This is a genomic window from Rhizobium sp. A22-96 (assembly GCF_053521805.1).
Map to the genome: position 1 here is coordinate 1,089,743 of NZ_JBNWDQ010000001.1, position 17,486 is coordinate 1,107,228.

Annotated in this window: 18 protein-coding genes; 14 read left to right on the top strand and 4 right to left on the bottom strand. The window is 61.5% G+C overall.

Annotated features, from left to right (window positions below):
• Nucleotides 1–77 precede the first annotated feature (77 nt).
• From ACQZ6F_RS04900 to ACQZ6F_RS04925, 6 genes are all read left to right on the top strand, one after another.
• A complete protein-coding gene (locus ACQZ6F_RS04900) occupies nucleotides 78–914 on the top strand; it encodes an AraC family transcriptional regulator (RefSeq protein ID WP_174073828.1) in 837 nt (278 codons plus the stop codon).
• 61 nt (nucleotides 915–975) lie between these two features.
• Nucleotides 976–1,752, top strand: coding sequence for a precorrin-6A synthase (deacetylating) (gene cobF, locus ACQZ6F_RS04905; RefSeq protein WP_449092877.1), 777 nt, complete (start codon nucleotides 976–978; stop codon nucleotides 1,750–1,752).
• 58 nt (nucleotides 1,753–1,810) lie between these two features.
• Nucleotides 1,811–3,241: a precorrin-3B synthase gene (gene cobG / locus ACQZ6F_RS04910; protein WP_449092878.1), complete on the top strand. Its 1,431-nt coding sequence runs from the start codon at nucleotides 1,811–1,813 to the stop codon at nucleotides 3,239–3,241.
• 2 nt (nucleotides 3,242–3,243) lie between these two features.
• On the top strand, nucleotides 3,244–3,876 hold the full coding sequence (locus tag ACQZ6F_RS04915) for a precorrin-8X methylmutase (RefSeq protein WP_449092879.1): 633 nt from the start codon (nucleotides 3,244–3,246) through the stop codon (nucleotides 3,874–3,876).
• A 2-nt stretch (nucleotides 3,877–3,878) separates the two neighbouring features.
• A complete protein-coding gene (locus tag ACQZ6F_RS04920) occupies nucleotides 3,879–4,610 on the top strand; it encodes a precorrin-2 C(20)-methyltransferase (protein WP_449093135.1) in 732 nt (243 codons plus the stop codon).
• Complete coding sequence (locus ACQZ6F_RS04925) at nucleotides 4,607–5,371, top strand: precorrin-3B C(17)-methyltransferase (RefSeq protein WP_449092880.1); 765 nt, start codon at nucleotides 4,607–4,609, stop codon at nucleotides 5,369–5,371. Before ACQZ6F_RS04920 ends, ACQZ6F_RS04925 begins: the two co-directional genes overlap by 4 nt.
• Here ACQZ6F_RS04925 and ACQZ6F_RS04930 read toward each other — a convergent pair.
• Nucleotides 5,335–6,105 (bottom strand): cobalt-precorrin-6A reductase, encoded by a 771-nt coding sequence (locus ACQZ6F_RS04930; protein ID WP_449092881.1) that lies wholly within the window; start codon nucleotides 6,103–6,105, stop codon nucleotides 5,335–5,337. The two genes, ACQZ6F_RS04925 and ACQZ6F_RS04930, sit on opposite strands and share 37 nt — an antisense overlap.
• Here ACQZ6F_RS04930 and cbiE point away from each other — a divergent pair.
• From cbiE to nikR, 3 genes are all read left to right on the top strand, one after another.
• Nucleotides 6,089–7,330, top strand: coding sequence for a precorrin-6y C5,15-methyltransferase (decarboxylating) subunit CbiE (cbiE, locus tag ACQZ6F_RS04935; protein ID WP_449092882.1), 1,242 nt, complete (start codon nucleotides 6,089–6,091; stop codon nucleotides 7,328–7,330). The two genes, ACQZ6F_RS04930 and cbiE, sit on opposite strands and share 17 nt — an antisense overlap.
• A 19-nt stretch (nucleotides 7,331–7,349) precedes the next feature.
• Nucleotides 7,350–8,108, top strand: coding sequence for a precorrin-4 C(11)-methyltransferase (gene cobM / locus ACQZ6F_RS04940; protein ID WP_449092883.1), 759 nt, complete (start codon nucleotides 7,350–7,352; stop codon nucleotides 8,106–8,108).
• Between the two features lie 79 nt (nucleotides 8,109–8,187).
• Nucleotides 8,188–8,625 carry a nickel-responsive transcriptional regulator NikR gene (nikR, locus tag ACQZ6F_RS04945; protein ID WP_449092884.1) on the top strand — a complete coding sequence of 146 codons (438 nt, stop codon included), beginning with the start codon at nucleotides 8,188–8,190 and terminating at the stop codon, nucleotides 8,623–8,625.
• Between the two features lie 33 nt (nucleotides 8,626–8,658).
• Here the strand turns inward: nikR and ACQZ6F_RS04950 are convergent, their stop codons facing one another.
• A complete protein-coding gene (locus tag ACQZ6F_RS04950; protein WP_449092885.1) occupies nucleotides 8,659–9,471 on the bottom strand; it encodes a TIM barrel protein in 813 nt (270 codons plus the stop codon).
• Between the two features lie 158 nt (nucleotides 9,472–9,629).
• A complete protein-coding gene (locus ACQZ6F_RS04955; protein ID WP_449092886.1) occupies nucleotides 9,630–10,658 on the bottom strand; it encodes a LacI family DNA-binding transcriptional regulator in 1,029 nt (342 codons plus the stop codon).
• A 149-nt stretch (nucleotides 10,659–10,807) separates the two neighbouring features.
• Between ACQZ6F_RS04955 and ACQZ6F_RS04960 the strand changes: the two genes are divergently transcribed.
• The 5 genes from ACQZ6F_RS04960 to ACQZ6F_RS04980 all read left to right on the top strand — a co-directional run bounded on the left by ACQZ6F_RS04960 (nucleotide 10,808) and on the right by ACQZ6F_RS04980 (nucleotide 15,126).
• A complete protein-coding gene (locus tag ACQZ6F_RS04960; RefSeq protein ID WP_449092887.1) occupies nucleotides 10,808–11,893 on the top strand; it encodes a fatty acid desaturase family protein in 1,086 nt (361 codons plus the stop codon).
• A gap of 25 nt (nucleotides 11,894–11,918) precedes the next feature.
• A complete protein-coding gene (locus ACQZ6F_RS04965; RefSeq protein WP_449092888.1) occupies nucleotides 11,919–12,233 on the top strand; it encodes a MocE family 2Fe-2S type ferredoxin in 315 nt (104 codons plus the stop codon).
• A 10-nt stretch (nucleotides 12,234–12,243) separates the two neighbouring features.
• Nucleotides 12,244–13,470 carry an NAD(P)/FAD-dependent oxidoreductase gene (locus ACQZ6F_RS04970; RefSeq protein ID WP_449092889.1) on the top strand — a complete coding sequence of 409 codons (1,227 nt, stop codon included), beginning with the start codon at nucleotides 12,244–12,246 and terminating at the stop codon, nucleotides 13,468–13,470.
• Between the two features lie 81 nt (nucleotides 13,471–13,551).
• Complete coding sequence (locus tag ACQZ6F_RS04975; protein WP_449092890.1) at nucleotides 13,552–14,112, top strand: NADPH-dependent FMN reductase; 561 nt, start codon at nucleotides 13,552–13,554, stop codon at nucleotides 14,110–14,112.
• Between the two features lie 126 nt (nucleotides 14,113–14,238).
• Nucleotides 14,239–15,126 (top strand): DMT family transporter, encoded by an 888-nt coding sequence (locus ACQZ6F_RS04980; RefSeq protein ID WP_449092891.1) that lies wholly within the window; start codon nucleotides 14,239–14,241, stop codon nucleotides 15,124–15,126.
• A 5-nt stretch (nucleotides 15,127–15,131) separates the two neighbouring features.
• Here ACQZ6F_RS04980 and ACQZ6F_RS04985 read toward each other — a convergent pair whose 3' ends face one another.
• Nucleotides 15,132–17,474, bottom strand: a complete 2,343-nt coding sequence (locus ACQZ6F_RS04985) for a polysaccharide biosynthesis tyrosine autokinase (protein WP_449092892.1) — start codon at nucleotides 17,472–17,474, stop codon at nucleotides 15,132–15,134.
• Nucleotides 17,475–17,486: the final 12 nt, after the last annotated feature.

The window sequence follows — 17,486 nt, forward strand, 5'->3', positions numbered from 1 at the left end:
GTTTGATCCGCCTTTTACACGGCTTGCCGTTGTCCTTCTTTCGTGTTTTGGTCCAATAGTTTCGCGATTGGGCCAATATGGAAAAGCTATCGAAGCAGTTGCTGGCGACCCTCGACAAAGACCATGTGCAGAACATGCGCTGGATGGAGGAATCACCTGCGGATGTGCTCGTTCACAGCGCCGAGCCACCACAGGGCTACACTGTTCCGTGGCACCATCATCGCCGCACGCAATTGCTCTGCATCTTCGCCGGTGTTGCCCTGATCATGACGGCGCGGGGCCGCTGGATGGTGCCGCCCGGCCATGCACTGTTCATTCCAGTCGGCCTTGAACATTCGATCGAGATCCTGAGCGATGTCAGCATGAAATCCGTCTATGTGACGCCGCGCGGCCAGCCCGCGAAGGAGGAGGCACCGCGTGTCGTCGAAGTCACGGATCTCGCCCGCAGCCTGCTGCTGGAGGCCATTCGCCTGGGGGAAGCGCCGGCCAGCCATCGAAAGGCCAAGCTGGTCCTGTCGCTGCTCGTCGAGGAAATCGCGACGCTGCCCGAACGGCCGCTCGGCCTCCCCTTCCCCTCCGATCGACGGCTGACCGCGCTCTGCCGCGACTATCTCGCCAATCCATCGCCAAACGCTAGACTGGACGACTGGGCCGAGAAGCTTGCCATGAGTCGGCGGACGTTCACGCGGCAGTTCCGCAAGGAAACCGGTATCAGCTTCACGACCTGGCGCCAGCAGGCAAGCGTCTTTGCCTGCCTGCCGCGACTGGCCGAGGGCCAGCCCGTTACCAACGTGGCGCTTGAAGCTGGCTACGAAAGCGTGGCCGCCTTTACCACCATGTTCCGGCGCGTGCTCGGCACGCCGCCGAGGGCCTACATGGTCAACCGATGGACCTTCGACCGACAGTCGACCTGAAGGCTTCCTCTTGAAATGATCAGGCGCTTCCGGCAAACAGCGCTCGAGCGAGGAAAAACATATGCGGCATATTCACATCGTCGGTATCGGCACGGGAAATCCCGAACATCTGACCGTGCAGGCGATCAATGCACTGAATGCCGCCGATGTCATCCTCATCCCCAGCAAAGGGGCCGCCAAAACGGAACTTGCCGACGTTCGCCGGGAGATCTGCCATCGCTATGTCACCAATCAAGCCACGCGCTTCGTTGACTACGACGTGCCCTCACGCCAGACGGCCGAGCGCAGCTATGTTGAAAGTGTCGATGAGTGGCACGAGGCAATTTCGGCGACGTATGAACGGCTGTTTCTGCAGCATCTGACGGACAGCGAAAGCGCTGCCTTCCTCGTCTGGGGCGATCCTGGCCTCTACGACAGCACGCTGCGCATCATCGACCGCGTCAGCGGGCGTGGAAACGTTGCGGTCGATTACACCGTCATTCCCGGCATCACCAGTATCCAGGCGCTGACGGCAAGCCACCGCATTCCGCTCAACCTTGTCGGCAAGCCGGTGCAGATCACCACGGGCCGGCGGCTGGCCGAGAGCTTTCCGGACGTAGCCGAAACCGCCGTCGTCATGCTCGATGGCGAGCAGGCCTTCAGCAAGATCGACGACCCCGATGCCTATATCTATTGGGGAGCCTATCTCGGAACGAAAGACGAGATCATCATCGCCGGCAGGCTGGTGGATGTTTCCGAGCGCATCCTTTCGACACGCAAGCAGGCGCGCGCCAGACACGGATGGATCATGGACATCTATCTCATGCGCAAGGGACACGATTTCGACGATCGGGAATGAGCGACAAGAGGCCAATTCATTTGCTCGCCGATCGCCTTTGTGCAAGGAAATGTCCTTTATGAAGGACAGTCTCATGGTTGCGACCAAAGGGCAGAGGATGGAAGGGCAAGCGTGCGTCTCGCAAGAGAACGCCGAACCGCGTGCCGCTGCATCGCCCCGGCCCTCCATGGTCCGTGGCGCCTGCCCATCTCTAAGCGCGCCGATGCAAACGGGCGATGGCTTGCTCGTGCGGCTTCGCCCGGCAACGCCGGGATTGACCGTTACGCAATTTCGCGCACTGGCCAATGCCGCGGAAGCGCACGGCAACGGATTGATCGAGATCACCGCGCGCGGCAATCTCCAGCTACGCGGCATGACCCCGCAGAGCATGGAAGGGCTGGCTGCCGATATCGACCGCGCCGATATCGTTCCGGAAAGTGGTGTTGCCATAGAGGTGCCGCCGCTTAGCGGATTGGACCCGATCGAGATCGCCAACGCCCGTGATTTAGCCGCCCGCCTCCGAGAGGCGATTGAGGCGCTTCGTCCAAAGCCGCTCCTCGCAGCCAAACTGACTGTTATCATCGATGGCGGCGGACGGCTGACACTGGACGGGCTCTCGGCTGATATCCGGCTGCGGGCGGAAATCTCTGCCGATGGCCCGCCTCTTTGGACCCTCGCAATATCAGGCACGGCCGCAGCGGCAAAGCCGATTGCGGCGGTCCTCCCGGACGGACAGGCGATCGCAGCCGTGATCTTGCTGCTGCAAACCCTTGGAAACATCGGCCCTGGCGCTCGTGGCCGCGACCTCGATACAGAGGCCCTGCGCGCCCTGTTTCAGTTCGACGGCTGCCGTACACGCGATGTGCGAGACCCATCCGTCTCGCCCGTCGGCGTCATCTCCCTCGATGAAGAGCGCGGCGTCCTCGGACTGCGCCCGTCCTTCGGCCAGATCCATGCGGCGCAGCTTCGCCGCTTTCTCGCCGTTGCGGAGATGGCTGGTGTCCATGAGATCCGCACAGCGCCGGAACATGCGATGCTGTTGCTGGGGCTGTCATCAAATGCAGCGGAACAATTGCGCAAGGCAGCAGCTGACTGTGGCTTTCGAACCCGCGCTGATGACTCGGCGAATTATGCCATCCCCTGTTCCGGCGCGGGCGCTTGTGCTTCCGCTCATTATGCCACAAGACATGCCGCGACCGATCTTCTTGGCATCGCCCCGGAATTGTTCGACGGTTCGCTCGACGTGCATCTGTCGGGCTGCGAAAAGGGCTGCGCCCATCCGGGTCAGGCGATGCTTACGATCGTCGGGGCTACAACGGGCTATGGTATTGTCGTAAATGGGTCAGCATCGAGCGAGCCGGTGACCTACATCGGCAGGGACAAGCTAAAATCAGCACTGGCCGAACTCGGTGATCTGGTGCGAAACAACAAAGCTGCTGGCGAATCGGCCGGGCAGTGTCTTAAACGGCTCGGCCGGGACGCAATCGCGACGGCTTTACGACAGGGATAGAAATGCCTGACTATGACTATATCCGCGAGGGGGATGCGATCTATGAACGCTCCTTCGCGATCATCCGCAGCGAAGCAGACTTGTCGCGTTTTCCCGAAGCCGAGGCCGATGTCGCTGTCCGCATGATCCATGCCTGCGGATTGGTGGAAGCGGCTGAACACTTTCTTTTCTCCCCCAATTTTGTCTCGTCAGCCCGCAAAGCGCTTTCTGCCGGCGCGCCGATCTTCTGCGATGCGGAAATGGTCGCCCGCGGCGTTACCCGCGCTCGCCTGCCGACCGCCAACGAGGTGATCTGCACGCTGCAGGATCCGCGCACCGCCGACATCGCAAAGTCCATCGGCAACACGCGCTCGGCTGCCGCCATGCATCTGTGGGCCGAACGCCTTGGTGGCTCCGTCGTCGCCATCGGCAATGCGCCGACTGCCCTCTTTCACCTTCTGGAAATGCTGCGGGACGGCGCTCCGAAGCCTGCCGCCATCATCGGCATGCCCGTGGGCTTTGTCGGCGCGGCGGAATCCAAGGATGCCCTTGCGGAAAATTCCTACGGCGTTCCCTTCGCTATCGTCCGCGGCCGCCTCGGCGGCAGCGCCATGACGGCCGCCGCCCTCAACGCTTTGGCGAGGCCGGGCCTATGAGCATGTCATCCAGCGGACAGTTGATCGGCGTCGGCACCGGTCCGGGCGATCCGGAACTGTTGACGATCAAGGCTGTCAGAGCCTTGGAGCGCGCCGACGTGGTCGCCTACTTCGCCAAGCAGGGCAGAGGCGGCAACGGAAAGGCGATCGTCGGCGAATTTCTGAAGGCAGATGTGACGCTGCTGCCGCTCTACTATCCTGTCACCACGGAGATCGACAAGGACGCACCGGAATATGGAAGGCAGATCACTGCCTTCTACGATGCCTCCGCCGAGATGGTGGCGGCACATCTGCGCGAGGGCAAGACGGTTGCCGTGCTCAGCGAAGGCGACCCGCTCTTCTATGGCTCCTACATGCATCTGCATGTGCGCCTTGCCGATCGCTTCCCGACAGAGGTCATACCCGGCGTGACCGCCATGTCCGGCTGCTGGTCGCTCGCCGGCCTGCCGATGGTGCAGGGAGACGACGTTCTCTCGGTTTTGCCGGGAACGATGAAGGAGACCGAACTGACCCGACGCCTCGGCGATACGCAGGCCGCCGTGATCATGAAGGTGGGCCGCAACCTGCCGAAGATCCGCCGCGCGCTGGAACTGGCCGGCCGGCTGAACGAGGCCATCTATGTCGAGCGCGGCACGATGGCGAACGGGGCTATGACGCCGCTAGCAAGCCGCGACGATGCCGAGGCGCCGTACTTCTCGCTGGTGCTGGTCCCAGGATGGGAAAGCAGGCCATGAGCGGGCGCCTCTATGTCATCGGCACGGGACCCGGCAACCCAGAGCAGACCACGCCGGAAGCGTTAGCAGCTGTCGCGGATGCTACCGAGTTCTTCGGCTATGGCCCCTATCTGGATCGCCTGACACTTCGCGCCGATCAGATCCGCCACGCTTCGGACAATCGCGAAGAGCTGGACCGCGCCAAGGCGGCTCTGGAGCGCGCTGGTGCGGGAGCCAATGTCTGCGTCGTCTCCGGCGGGGATCCCGGCGTCTTTGCCATGGCGGCCGCAGTCTGTGAAGCGATCGATCACGGGCCGGAAGAATGGCACTCCATCGATCTCGTCGTGGTGCCGGGAATTACCGCCATGCTCGCTGTTGCCGCCCGCATTGGTGCGCCGCTCGGCCATGATTTCTGCGCGATCTCGCTGTCGGACAATCTGAAGCCCTGGCCCATTATCGAAAGCCGGCTCCGCGCCGTCTCCGAGGCCGGTCTCGTCATTGCGCTCTATAATCCCATCAGCAAGGCGCGGCCCTGGCAGCTCGGCACAGCCTTCGAAATCCTGCGCACCACCTTGCCTGCAGACACGCCCGTCATCTTCGGCCGCGCCGCCGGGCGCCCGGATGAGCGCCTGACGATTGCGCGGCTGGCGGATGCTGAGGCGTCGCAGGCCGATATGGCGACTTGCGTCATCATCGGCTCGGCCGAGACGCGCGTCATTGCCCGCGAAGGACGCCCGGATCTGGTCTACACGCCGCGTTTCATCAGGGAAGAGACGAGATGATCGATCCGATCGAGCGCAGCTTCGAGTGTTTCGACCGCCGGCAGGCCGGTCGCCTCGGCGCGTTCGATCATGATCACCCTGATGCCAAGCTGCCGCGCAGCCTCGATCTTCGCATAGGTGGCATCGCCGCCGCTGTTCTTGGCGACGATCACCTCGATGCCATGCCCGCGCAGCATCTCCAGCTCATCCTCCAGCCGGAACGGCCCCCTGCTATGGATATAGCAGACATCGGGAGCCGTCAGCGGCGGCTCTACCGGATCGACGCTGCGAACCCAATAGTGATGATGGGGAGCGGCATCAACATAGTGAGCCTCCTGCCGGCCGGTTGCCAGGAACACTCGCCGCGGCGCCGCACCGAGCGCGGCGATGGCCTGCGGGACGCTATGAACGAAAAGCCAGTCATCTCCTTCGACAGGCATCCAGGCCGAGCGGCGCAGCGCAAAGGCCGGAATATCGCTTTGAACAGCCGCTTGTGCGGCATTGGCGGAGATGCGAGCCGCGAAAGGATGGGTTGCATCGATCATCAGATTGATCCCTTCGTCCTGGAGATAACGAGCAAGACCTTCAACACCGCCGAAGCCGCCGCTGCGCACCGGAACCGGCTGTGGAGCCGGATCGGCGGTTCGGCCGGCCAGCGACAGGACAACGTCAAGATCGGCGCGGGGGGCAAGTGCTGCCGCCAGCGCACGGGCTTCCGTTGTGCCGCCCAGGATCAGAATGCGAGCCTTGCCCATGGCTGAGACACCTTCAGTTCAACGTTGGCTCACTCTTATCGGCATCGGCGAAGACGGTCCAGCCGGCCTTGGTGACGAGGCCAAACGGTTGATTGCTTCCGCACCGATGGTCTTCGGCGGCGTGCGCCATATCGAATTGATGCAGCCGCTGATCACCGGCGAGGCCCGGCCATGGCTGAGCCCGTTCGAGAAATCGGTGGATGCGGTCCTCACCCTTCGTGGCAAGCCGACCGTTGTGCTCGCATCCGGTGATCCCTTCTTCTACGGCGTCGGCGCGACCCTCTCGCGGCAGATCCCCGCCGTCGAAATGATGGTCATTCCCGCACCCTCTTCCTTCAGTCTCGCGGTGTCACGGCTTGGATGGCCCTTGCAGGACGTGACCACCCTTTCGCTGCACGGACGCCCTATCGATCTCATCCGTCCGCATCTGCATCCAGGCCGCAAGATTCTGGCGCTGACATCCGATGGCGAGGGCCCGGCCGCTCTAGCCGCTTTGCTGCTCACCACCGGCTTTGGTCAGTCGACGCTAACGGTTCTCGAGGCGCTCGGTGGGCAGCAGGAGAAGGTTTCGCAGCAAAAAGCGGTCGACTTTGCGCTCGGCGATATCAACGACCTCAATATCTGCGGCATTGAGGTCAAGGCTGACGAAAGCGCCCGCATCCTGCCGGTCATCGCCGGCCTTGCCGATGAGCTTTTCGAGCATGACGGCCAGATCACCAAACGCGAGATACGCGCGATGACGCTGTCTGCTCTGGCGCCACGTCGTGGCGAGCTGCTTTGGGATATCGGTGCAGGCTCGGGCTCCATCGGCATCGAATGGATGCTTGCCGATACCTCGTTGCGCGCCATCGCCATCGAAGCTTCGGGCGAGCGCGCCGCCCGTATCCGGCGCAATGTCGGCAACTTCGGCGTTCCAGGCCTCACTATCGTCGAGGGAGAGGCACCGGATGCGCTTGCGGGCCTGCCAACGCCAGATGCCATTTTCATCGGTGGCGGCGGCAGCGACGCAGGTGTGCTCGACGCCGCCATCAGCCAGTTGCGAGGTGGTGGCAGACTGGTCGCCAATGCGGTCACGACCGAAATGGAAGCCATTCTGCTCATCGAGCACGCGCGGCGTGGCGGCTCCCTGATCCGCATCGATATCACCCGGGCCGCTCCCGTCGGCCGCATGACCGGCTGGCGGCCGGCCATGCCGGTGACGCAATGGTCCTGGATCAAGCCATGAAGAGAGACGAGGTAAAGCAATGACGGTGCATTTCATCGGCGCAGGCCCAGGGGCTGCGGACCTGATCACGGTGCGCGGCCGCGACCTGATCGGCAAATGCCCGATCTGCCTCTATGCCGGCTCGATCGTTTCGCCGGAATTGCTGCAATATTGCCCGCCCGGCGCACGTATCGTCGACACGGCCCCGATGTCGCTGGACGAGATCGAAGCGGAGTATGTGAAGGCTACAGCTGCGGGCGAGGATATCGCGCGCCTGCATTCCGGTGACCTTTCCGTCTGGAGCGCTGTCGCCGAACAGATCCGCAGGCTCGAGCAGCACGGCATCGACTATACGCTGACCCCCGGCGTTCCCGCCTTTGCGGCCGCCGCTTCGGCACTCGGACGCGAACTCACCATCCCCGCCGTTGCGCAGAGCCTCGTTCTCACTCGCGTTTCCGGTCGCGCCTCACCGATGCCGAACAATGAAACATTGGAGAAATTCGGCGCCACCGGCGCGACGCTTGCCATCCATCTGGCGATCCATGCGCTCGCAAAAGTCGTCGAGGATCTGACACCGCTTTATGGTGCGGATTGCCCGGTTGCGATCGTCGTCAAGGCCTCCTGGCCGGACGAGCGGATCCTTCGCGGCACGCTTGCCACGATCGAGGCGCAAGTGGCGGCGGAACCGATCGAACGGACCGCGCTGATTTTCGTCGGTCGATCGCTCGGTGCCAGCGATTTCCGCGAAAGCTCGCTCTACGATCCGACCTATCAGCGCCGTTTCCGTGGCCGGCAATAGCCGCGCTCCCGGTTGCAAAAGCTGCCGAAATTTCCTCTAGTCGATTCCGACAGGCCGAGATGCAAAAGAGGATCACGACATGCAGCGCATTACCATCACCATCGATGATGATCTTCTGGAGACGATCGACAAGATCAGTACACAGCGCGGCTATGCCAGCCGCTCGGAAACGCTGCGCGACCTCGTTCGCGATGCCGTCACGCGCGCGCAACCGGCCATCGATGGCGAAGCCAATTGTTTTGCGGCGCTCACCTATGTCTATGAGCACGAGACCCGCGACCTGTCGCGCCGGCTGACGACGGCGCAGCATGACCACCATGATCTTTCGGTCTCAACCCTTCACGTCCACATCGACGGACATGATTGTCTTGAGGTCTCGGTGCTAAAGGGCAAGGCGGATGAGATACAGAGCTTTGCCGACAGCGTGATCACCCAGCGCGGCGTCCGCTTCGGAAACCTCCATCTCATTCCATCGGAACATGGCCCGCATCACTCGGGCACGCACTCGCACGACTGAGCGCCGCTCAGTTGCCCGCGGACAACTGCGCCTTCAGAGTTTGCCCGTCACATAGTCCATGCTTTCCTTGATCGCCACGGCCGGCTCCGTCAAAGCATGGACTGTCGGGGCAAAGGGCTCGAAGGATGCAGGGCCGGCATAGCCGGCAGACAGCAGTGCTCGCAACTGCCCGACATTATCAAGGCGATCGCTGGCATCGACCAGAACCCGATGGGGATCGCGCATGTCGGCGACCGATACGTCGGGATCGCTGACGCCGGAAATATGGACCAGGCCCGTCAAGTCAGGGAAGATCGCGGTCTCGCCCGCCAGATGATGGTGGAAGGTATCGTGAACCAGGCAAAAGGTCGGCTTTGCGCCGAGTTCCTCGATCGCCTCCGCCGCTTCGCTCTTCAGGCGCAGGGAGCAGATTTCGAAGCCGAGCGGCTCGACAAGGCCGATGATGCCGGCGGCCTCCAGCATCGGCTTCAGCGCCGATAGCGCCTTGCGGATATTGGCACGGCGCACGTCCGGCTCGCGACCGCTGCCGTCGTTGACCGGAACAAGCACCAAGGCGCGGGCACCGCAATCTCGCGCATAGGCGATCAGCTCGGCCGCCTCGTTCGCGCGCTCGTCGGTCCATTCGTTGAAGCGCTGCAGCGCGTTGATCGAGATGATGGCAAGCCCATGGCGCGCTGCAAGCTCCTTGACGGCTGATGCCGGCGTGCCGTCCAGGATGGCATTTCCGGCCAGATCATTGCGGATCTCGACGCTCTCGATGCCGAGCTGCTTTGCAGCGGCAAAGAATGTCTCCAGGGGAAGCGACGGCGCGCACATATGATTAAGCGCGAAACGAATGGAACTCATGATGGGCACTCCTCCTCAAGACCGATGGCCGGGAAAGATATCTCGACCCCTTGCGCCAGCCAGCGAAGGACTAGCGAGATTCATGATCGCAATCCATCGGCCATCACCATCATTTTTGATAGAATTATCCCAGAAATGATAGAATTCCATCATTCGCGCTAGATGTTTTCCGAGACGAAGATTTCGAAGGGCAAGACGCTTTGTCCGGGGATGACCGTTGCATCGCTTTCGATCGACTTCATCATCAGGCTCATCAGTTCCTTGCACAGAGCCGGGAGCGGCGTGCCGATCGCCATGGTAACGACATCGTCGGCAAGCGCCGCCTTCGATTCTGGTGTCAGTTCGTTGACGACCGCGATCAGCTTGCCCGCCAGATGCTCTTCACGGATCGCTGAAATCGCGCCCTCCATGCCGCCACCGCAGACATAGAAACCGATGAGATCAGGATGCTTTTGCAGGAGATCGAGCGTCGCTTCATGGGTGATCTCCGGTGTGTCGAGATTGATCAGCGTATCGAGCACCTCGAATTCCGGTGCGTTCTCACGAAAATAGCTTCGAAAGCCGATTTCGCGCAGCTCGTGGCCAAGAAAGCGATGACTGCCGACGAAGCAGGCGACTTTGCCGGGCCGACGCGCCGAACGCGCGATAACCCAGGCCGCGGTGCGTCCCACCTTGCGATTGTCGACGCCGATGTAGCCCTGCCGCGCGGTGGTGGAAAAATCGGACAGCAGGGAAAAGACCGCAATGCCCTTCTCCTTCAGCTCCTCGATTGCAGCCGTGACGGCTGGATAATCCGGCGCAACAAGCGCGATCGCCTGGCTGCGCGCAGCCATCGCCTTCAGTCTCTCGACGATAGCCGTTGGCGTCGAAGCCGGCACGAAATCCACAAGAGCGTTGATCCGGGCTGCCGTGACCGCCTGCGCCGCCACGACGACCTCCTTGGCGAAAGCCTGGTAGAAGGCTTGAACCGGCTTCTGCAGGACGAAAGCCAGTCGATATTGCGGCAGGTCCTCGAAAACGCGCTGACGCAGGAGACCGACAGCATGATAGCCGATTTCCTGCGCCGCCTCATAAACCCGTCTTGCCGTCTCCTCCCTCACGCGATGACGTCCGTTCAGGACGCGATCAATGGTGGCGACGCTAACGCCAGATGCCTGGGCGAGATCCGATATGGTGGGGCGACGCATGGGTGCTCCTGAGATATGCCATCATCGATGACATCAGAATCTGATAGATTTTGATAGATTCCATCATTCCCGCATTGAGGCAAGCGAAAACTCGATCTATCGTTTTCGACATGAGGGCGGCGTGCTGTTGCGTGCCGCGGGAGATGGCGATGACTGAGATAATCAAACGGGATTACAGCCTGCTTGGCACCAGCGGCAAAAGGGCGGTGGAAACCGGACTTGCCGCCGCCGAATGGTATCACACAGATATTCCACGCAAGGACATGAAGGCGCTGATGCAGCGTTCCGACGCACCGGCGATCCGCGACACCATCATCTGGCTCGGCAGCATGGTGCTGTTTGCAACTCTCGGGATCACCTTCTGGGGTTCATGGATCTGCATCCCGTTTTTTCTGGCCTATGGCGTGCTTTATGGCTCCGCCTCGGACAGCCGCTGGCACGAATGCGGCCACGGCACGGCGTTCAAGACCCGCTGGATGAACGATGTGGTCTATCAGATCGCTTGCTTCATGATCATGCGCAATCCGGTGACATGGCGCTGGAGCCATGCCCGCCACCACACCGATACGGTCATCGTCGGCCGCGATCCGGAGATTGCTGTCATGCGGCCGCCTGATCTCTTCCGCCTTGTCCTGAACTTCGTCGGCATCCTCGATGCCTGGTACGCCATGGTCGACATGCTGCGCAATTCAGCCGGCGTCGTCAGCGCCGCGGAAAAGACCTTCATTCCCGAGATGGAGCAGCCAAAGGCCATCCGCATCGCCCGTATCTGGCTCGCCATCTATGTCGTGACCATTGCGACGGCGATTGCCATGGGCTCGATCCTGCCGCTGATGCTGATCGGCCTGCCCAGACTCTACGGTGCCTGGCATCATGTTCTGACGGGCCTGCTGCAGCATGGCGGCCTTGCCGACAATGTCATCGACCACAGGCTGAACAGCCGCAGCGTCATGATGAACCCGGTAAGCCGCTTCATCTATTGGAACATGAACTATCATGTCGAACATCACATGTTCCCGATGGTGCCGTATCACGCCCTGCCGAAGCTGCACGCGATGATCAAGCATGATCTGCCGGCCGCCAACGCATCCATGTGGTCCGGCTATCGCGAGATGGTCCCGGCCTTCCTGCGGCAGCTACGCAACGAGGACTACTTCCTGAAGCGTGAACTGCCGCCGATGGCACGGCCTTATCGCGAGGAATTCCACAGTGAACTACCGGCAGCAGCCCAATAATAACGGCACTCAAAGGGAGGAAAACATGAGCAACAACTGGATCGAAGTCTGTGCCGCCGACGCGATCGACGAAGAGGATGTCATCCGCTTCGACCATGACGGGCGAACCTTTGCCGTCTATCGCAGCCCCGAGGACGACTACTTTGCCACCGACGGCCTGTGCACACATGAAAAGATCCATCTTGCCGATGGTCTGGTCATGGACAACATCATCGAATGTCCCAAGCACAATGGCCGCTTCGACTACAGGACCGGCGAGGCCAAGGGCGCGCCGGTCTGCGTCAACCTGCAGACCTATCCGGTCAAGGTCGAGGACGGCACAGTTTTCATCGGACTCTGAGGAGGCAATCGTGGCTCATTTCGTCATCGTCGGGGCCGGAGAATGCGGTGCTCGCGCAGCCTTCGCGCTCAGAGAAAAAGGCTTTGACGGCGACGTCACCCTGATCGGTGCCGAGGCCATCGCCCCATATGAACGCCCGCCGCTTTCGAAAGGCGGGGCGGGTCAGGCACCTGACCCCAAATTCGTCACGGCATCGGAACGTTACCAGGAGCAATCGATCCACCTCAGGCTCGACATGACGGTGACAGCGATCGATCCCGTCGCAAAAGCAATCAGGCTCGCAGACGGACACATGCTTGGCTACGACAAGCTTTTGCTCGCAACCGGATCCACCGCGCGCGGCTTACCTGGCGCTGATGGCACTTCCGACCGCATCCGCGTGCTGCGGACCCACGCGGATGCGGTGGCTTTGCATGCCGCTCTCCACCCGGGTCGGCACATCGCCATTATCGGCGGTGGCTTCATTGGGCTCGAGCTGGCGGCAACAGCGCGCATGCGGGGTGCCGACGTTACTGTCATCGAGGGTCTGCCCCGCGTGCTGAAGCGCGGCGTGCCGGAAGAAATCGCCGAGGCGATTACAGAACGCCACCGACTGGAGGGCGTGGATGTTCGTTGCGGCGAAACGATCGGGAGCGTGCGAGAAGAGACGGACAAGGTCATCATAGGGCTGGCCAATGGTGAAATGATCCCTGCCGACCTGCTGCTTGTCGGCATCGGCGCCTCGCCGAATATTGGGCTTGCCGAGGCAGCCGGGCTGACGATCGACAATGGTATCGCCATCAACGAACGGCTGGAGACTTCAGCCTCCGATATCTATGCCGCCGGCGATTGCTGCTCCTTCCCGCTGGCGCTCTATGGCGGACGACGCGTTCGCCTCGAATCCTGGCGTAATGCGCAGGAGCAGGCAAACCTGGCCGCCGCCAACATGCTGGGAGAAGGCGCGGAAATCTCAGCCGTGCCATGGTTCTGGTCCGACCAGTATGACCTGACATTGCAGATCGCCGGGCTCGCCGACGGAGCGGCCACGCATATCCGCCGCGATCTTGGCGACGGCGCATTCATTCTCTTTCATCTCGACGAAAGCGGCAGGCTTCTTGCCGCGAGCGGCATTGGCCGCGGCAATGCCGTCGCGCGCGATATCCGTCTCGCAGAAATGCTGATCGCCGCTCGCGCGCATCCCGATCCCGGTGCCTTGGAGGCAAGCAGCATCAAGCTGAAGTCCCTGCTTGCAGCATGATGCCAGGCAAGATCGCCGCCACCCCTTGACGAACGGCCCCGAACCATAAATGTCTCGCTCAAACGGACACAGGGGGATGCGATGAAGATTCTCGGCATATCAGGCAGCCTGCGCAAAGGCTCCTTCAACACTGCCCTGCTTCATGCCGCCGTCGAACTGGCGCCGAGCGGCGTCGAGCTCGTCGCGCGCACCATTCATGGCGTACCGCTTTATGATGCCGATCTTGAAGCCGCAGAAGGCATTCCCGATAAGGTGCAGGAACTCAAGGACCTCGCCATATCGGCGGATGGTCTGATCCTGTTAACGCCGGAATATAACAACTCGCTCCCGGGCGTGTTCAAGAACGCCATCGACTGGATGAGCCGACCTTCCAACGATATTGCTCTTGTTTTTGGGGCGAAACCGATTGCTGTTCTCGGCGCCTCTCCCGGCAATTTCGGCACGATCCTCAGCCAGAACGCCTGGCTAACGGTGCTGCGCACGCTCGGCGCCGATCCATGGTTCGGCGGCCGGCTGATGGTATCGCGCGCCGGCAGCGTCTTCGACGCGGAAGGCGGGATCGTCGACGACAAGGTGAAGCAGAACCTCACCAAATTCATCGAAGGGTTCACCGCTTTTGTCGCGGATCGCAAGAAGAGCTGATCCTGTCGGCAGTGCATGGGCAAAAGACGAAGGCAAAGCCTATGATTGCGAAGGCGAATGGCCTAGTGTGAGCGCTGCGTCGGGCGACCGGCGTCTCCGGGGTCCGCACATCTTCTTCGAAACGAAATGAAATCCAACACAGCCGGTTATGTCTTCACGCTGTTGGCGATCAGCATATTCGCCATACAGGACGGCATCTCGAAACATCTGGTCAGCGCCTATCCGCCGCTTCTGGTGGCGATGATCCGTTATTGGGCCTTCATGCTCTTTGCCATCGCATTGGCCTCGCGCTCGCCGGGTGGTCTTCGCACGGCCGTCAGGACTAGGCGGCCTGTGCTGCAAATCGCGCGCGGCCTGTTGCTTGCAGCGCAGATCGTCGTCGTCATTTCGTCCTTCGTCATGGTCGGCCTGGCCCGTTCGCAAGCGATCCTGTCGTCCGGGCCGTTGATAGTCGCCATGCTGTCCATACCCATCCTCGGCGAGAAGGTCGGCTGGCGGCGATGGCTGGCAATCTGCGGCGGCTTCGTTGGTGTCCTGCTGATCCTGAAGCCTGAAAGCGGCCTCTTCGACACACGCTTCCTGATGCCGCTTGCCGGTGCGCTGCTCTTCTCGCTTTACGTGGTCCTCACCCGCTATGTCAGCCGCGAGGACAGCGCCAAGACCAGCTTCTTCTACACAGGCGTCGTCGGCGGCATCGTGATGAGCTGCATAGGCCCGTTTTTCTGGACGACGCTGGCGCCGCAGGACTGGGCTTTCATGGGCATACTTTGCCTGACAGGCATCTCGAGCCACTATTTCCTGATCCGCGCCTACGATCTGCTGGATGCGGTGGTGATCCAACCGCTCACTTATCTGCAACTCGTCTTTTCCGCCATCATCGGCGTTGCGATATTCGGCGAAAGCCTGAGCGCCACGATGATCGCGGGCGCGATCATCGTGGTGGCGGCGGGCATATTCACGATCTGGCGTGAACATGCCCTGGCCAGAACCCGCCTCAAGGCCGGCAGGGCGTAGGGTAACTACGCATCCACCTGCGCGCGCGGCTGTGCTTCGGTGTAGTAGCTCACATACTTCTGCCGGTAGCGTTCGGTTCCGCCGAAATCGCTATAGCGCGGCAATTCAGACATGTCGGTCTTGTTGAGGATGACGCCGAGAATGCGCGAGTTGATCTGGGGCTCCTGCTCCAGAACATCACGCACGAGGTTCGTTGGCGTCGCACCCCATTCCGTCACCAGCAGGAAGGCATCAACCTGCGGCGCAAAAGCCTTGGCATCGATGACGGGTCCCAGCGGTGCCAGATCGACGACGATGTAGTCGAACATCTTGCGCGCATTTTCCATGAGATGATGCATGCCTTGCGACGACAGCAGCTCGCTGGTGTGCAGGAGATGATCGCGTACGACGACGGGCAGGATGGCAAGCTTGGTGCGCGGGTCGACCTTGACGACATTCGTCCAAGGTACCTCGCCGAGCACGGCCTCGATCAACCCGGCCTGCGGCGGTGACTTCAGCGTGCGGCTCAAGCCCGGATTGCGCAAGTCGGCGTCGATCAGCAGCGTACGCTTGCCACTGCTGGCCAGGAGAGCGGCGAAATTGGCGGCCGTCGTCGACTTGCCTTCGCCCGGCAGCGCCGAGACGACGCCGATCACGCGATCGGTGCGGCCCTGCAGCATGACGTCGCTGGCAAGCTTGGCATTTCTCAGCGTCTCGGCAAAGATCGAGCGCGGCGCCTCGACAGAGATGCGCATCATCCGTTCGAAGGTGACACCGTGCTCCGCCTCTTCGGCGGTTACCGGCTCCTGACCGATATTGGTCTTTCGGCGCTTCCTCTTGCCGTTGCTCTGCTGACCAAGCAATGGCAGATAGCCGAGGAACTTCAATCCAAGCGCAGAGCGCACATCCGCTTCGACGCGGAAGAAGCGGTCGCGGAACTCCTGGAATGCGGCCACGCCGCAACCGGCCATCAGACCGAGGATCACCGAGAGTGCCATGACAAGCGTCTTCTTCGGGCTTGACGGCGATGTCGGCACGCCTGCAACGGAGATGACGCGTGCCTTGGCGATCGGGAAGGATCGCTGCTGTGTCGCCTCTTCGAAGCGGCCGAGATAGGATTCATACAGCGTCTTCAGCGCCGTCGCTTTCTGGTTCAGCTCATTCAGATGCACGAGCGACTTGTTGGCTTCCGAATTCTTGCCGACGACACCCTCGATGCTTTCGCGAAGCGAAGCGGAACGGGACTGCGCGACATCAAGCTCGTTCTTGTAGCTGGCGGTCAGTTGCTGAAGTACCTGATAGATCTGCCGGGTAATGTCCTGCCGCTCGGCCTTGAGCGCGACGGCTTGCGGATGGTTGGCGCCGAAATTCTGCGTGACATCCTGCTCTCGCTTCTCGACGGCGAGATAGCGTGTCTTCAGGTCCTGCAAGACTGACGTATCGGTCTGGCTCGAGGAGATGGTTGCATTCTTGACGGCGTTGTCCGGACCCTGGTCGATGATCGACTTATACTGATTGTAGCGTGCTGCCGCGCTGGCGGTATCGGCCTGGGCGATGATCAGCTGCTTGTTGAGATCGGAAATCTGCTGCTCCGACATCAGCTCGCCACCGGTCGACGTCAGGCCATTGTCGGCCTTGTATTTCTCGACTTCGAGCGAGGCTTCCTGCGCACGCTGGCGCAGGTCGTTCAAGCGTTCCTGAAGCCAAACGGAGGCGCGTTCCGTTGCGTCGAAATTGGCGTTCAGCTGATCCGTCAGGTAGGCCTCGGCATAGGCGCTCGTTACCTTGGCGGCCAATAGCCTGTCTGTCGAACTGAAGGAGACGGCGACAACCGAGCTTCGTGTAACGCGCTCGACCTTGAGACCATCCTGCAGCACGGCAGCGACCTTCTGGCGCTGCGCTTCGCGCATCTCTTCCGGGGTCATGGGCGTACGCCCCACCTTGAAGATACTGGCAATCAGCCCCGCGCCCGACTTGAGCAGGGCCGCCGGCGACTGTGGTGGATTGAGCAGCGTATTGTTGTCGGCAAGCCCCGCGGTATCGACGACGCGCAAGGCCATCTCGTTCGATTTCAGGATTTCGACGGCGCTGGCGATCTCCATGTCCGCCTGCTGGCTGCTGGCGACGGGCGGCTGGCTCTCGGCATATTTCGTCATGCTCTCATCGAGCAGGATTTGCGTCATCGACGTGTAGCTCGGCGTGGCGGTCAGCAAATAAGCCACGGCCAGTATGACAAAGGCAGCCACTGCGAAGATGATGGTGCGGATGCGGCGCGTCACGATCGCCATCAGCCGATCGAGATCGATGAAGCCGTCATGCTGCTCAGCCTGGGAGTGAGCGCTGTGGAAAGTAAAGTTCTTCTGATGCATGGCGACCACCTT

What these genes read in the sequence shown, in the direction of transcription:
- ACQZ6F_RS04900 (WP_174073828.1), top strand. Translation starts at nt 78, where the DNA reads ATGGAAAAGCTATCGAAGCAGTTGCTGGCGACCCTCGACAAAGACCAT.
- cobF (WP_449092877.1), top strand. Translation starts at nt 976, where the DNA reads ATGCGGCATATTCACATCGTCGGTATCGGCACGGGAAATCCCGAACAT.
- cobG (WP_449092878.1), top strand. Translation starts at nt 1,811, where the DNA reads ATGAAGGACAGTCTCATGGTTGCGACCAAAGGGCAGAGGATGGAAGGG.
- ACQZ6F_RS04915 (WP_449092879.1), top strand. Translation starts at nt 3,244, where the DNA reads ATGCCTGACTATGACTATATCCGCGAGGGGGATGCGATCTATGAACGC.
- ACQZ6F_RS04920 (WP_449093135.1), top strand. Translation starts at nt 3,879, where the DNA reads ATGTCATCCAGCGGACAGTTGATCGGCGTCGGCACCGGTCCGGGCGAT.
- ACQZ6F_RS04925 (WP_449092880.1), top strand. Translation starts at nt 4,607, where the DNA reads ATGAGCGGGCGCCTCTATGTCATCGGCACGGGACCCGGCAACCCAGAG.
- cbiE (WP_449092882.1), top strand. Translation starts at nt 6,089, where the DNA reads ATGCGAGCCTTGCCCATGGCTGAGACACCTTCAGTTCAACGTTGGCTC.
- ACQZ6F_RS04930 (WP_449092881.1), bottom strand. Translation starts at nt 6,105, where the DNA reads ATGGGCAAGGCTCGCATTCTGATCCTGGGCGGCACAACGGAAGCCCGT.
- cobM (WP_449092883.1), top strand. Translation starts at nt 7,350, where the DNA reads ATGACGGTGCATTTCATCGGCGCAGGCCCAGGGGCTGCGGACCTGATC.
- nikR (WP_449092884.1), top strand. Translation starts at nt 8,188, where the DNA reads ATGCAGCGCATTACCATCACCATCGATGATGATCTTCTGGAGACGATC.
- ACQZ6F_RS04950 (WP_449092885.1), bottom strand. Translation starts at nt 9,471, where the DNA reads ATGAGTTCCATTCGTTTCGCGCTTAATCATATGTGCGCGCCGTCGCTT.
- ACQZ6F_RS04955 (WP_449092886.1), bottom strand. Translation starts at nt 10,658, where the DNA reads ATGCGTCGCCCCACCATATCGGATCTCGCCCAGGCATCTGGCGTTAGC.
- ACQZ6F_RS04960 (WP_449092887.1), top strand. Translation starts at nt 10,808, where the DNA reads ATGACTGAGATAATCAAACGGGATTACAGCCTGCTTGGCACCAGCGGC.
- ACQZ6F_RS04965 (WP_449092888.1), top strand. Translation starts at nt 11,919, where the DNA reads ATGAGCAACAACTGGATCGAAGTCTGTGCCGCCGACGCGATCGACGAA.
- ACQZ6F_RS04975 (WP_449092890.1), top strand. Translation starts at nt 13,552, where the DNA reads ATGAAGATTCTCGGCATATCAGGCAGCCTGCGCAAAGGCTCCTTCAAC.
- ACQZ6F_RS04980 (WP_449092891.1), top strand. Translation starts at nt 14,239, where the DNA reads ATGAAATCCAACACAGCCGGTTATGTCTTCACGCTGTTGGCGATCAGC.
- ACQZ6F_RS04985 (WP_449092892.1), bottom strand. Translation starts at nt 17,474, where the DNA reads ATGCATCAGAAGAACTTTACTTTCCACAGCGCTCACTCCCAGGCTGAG.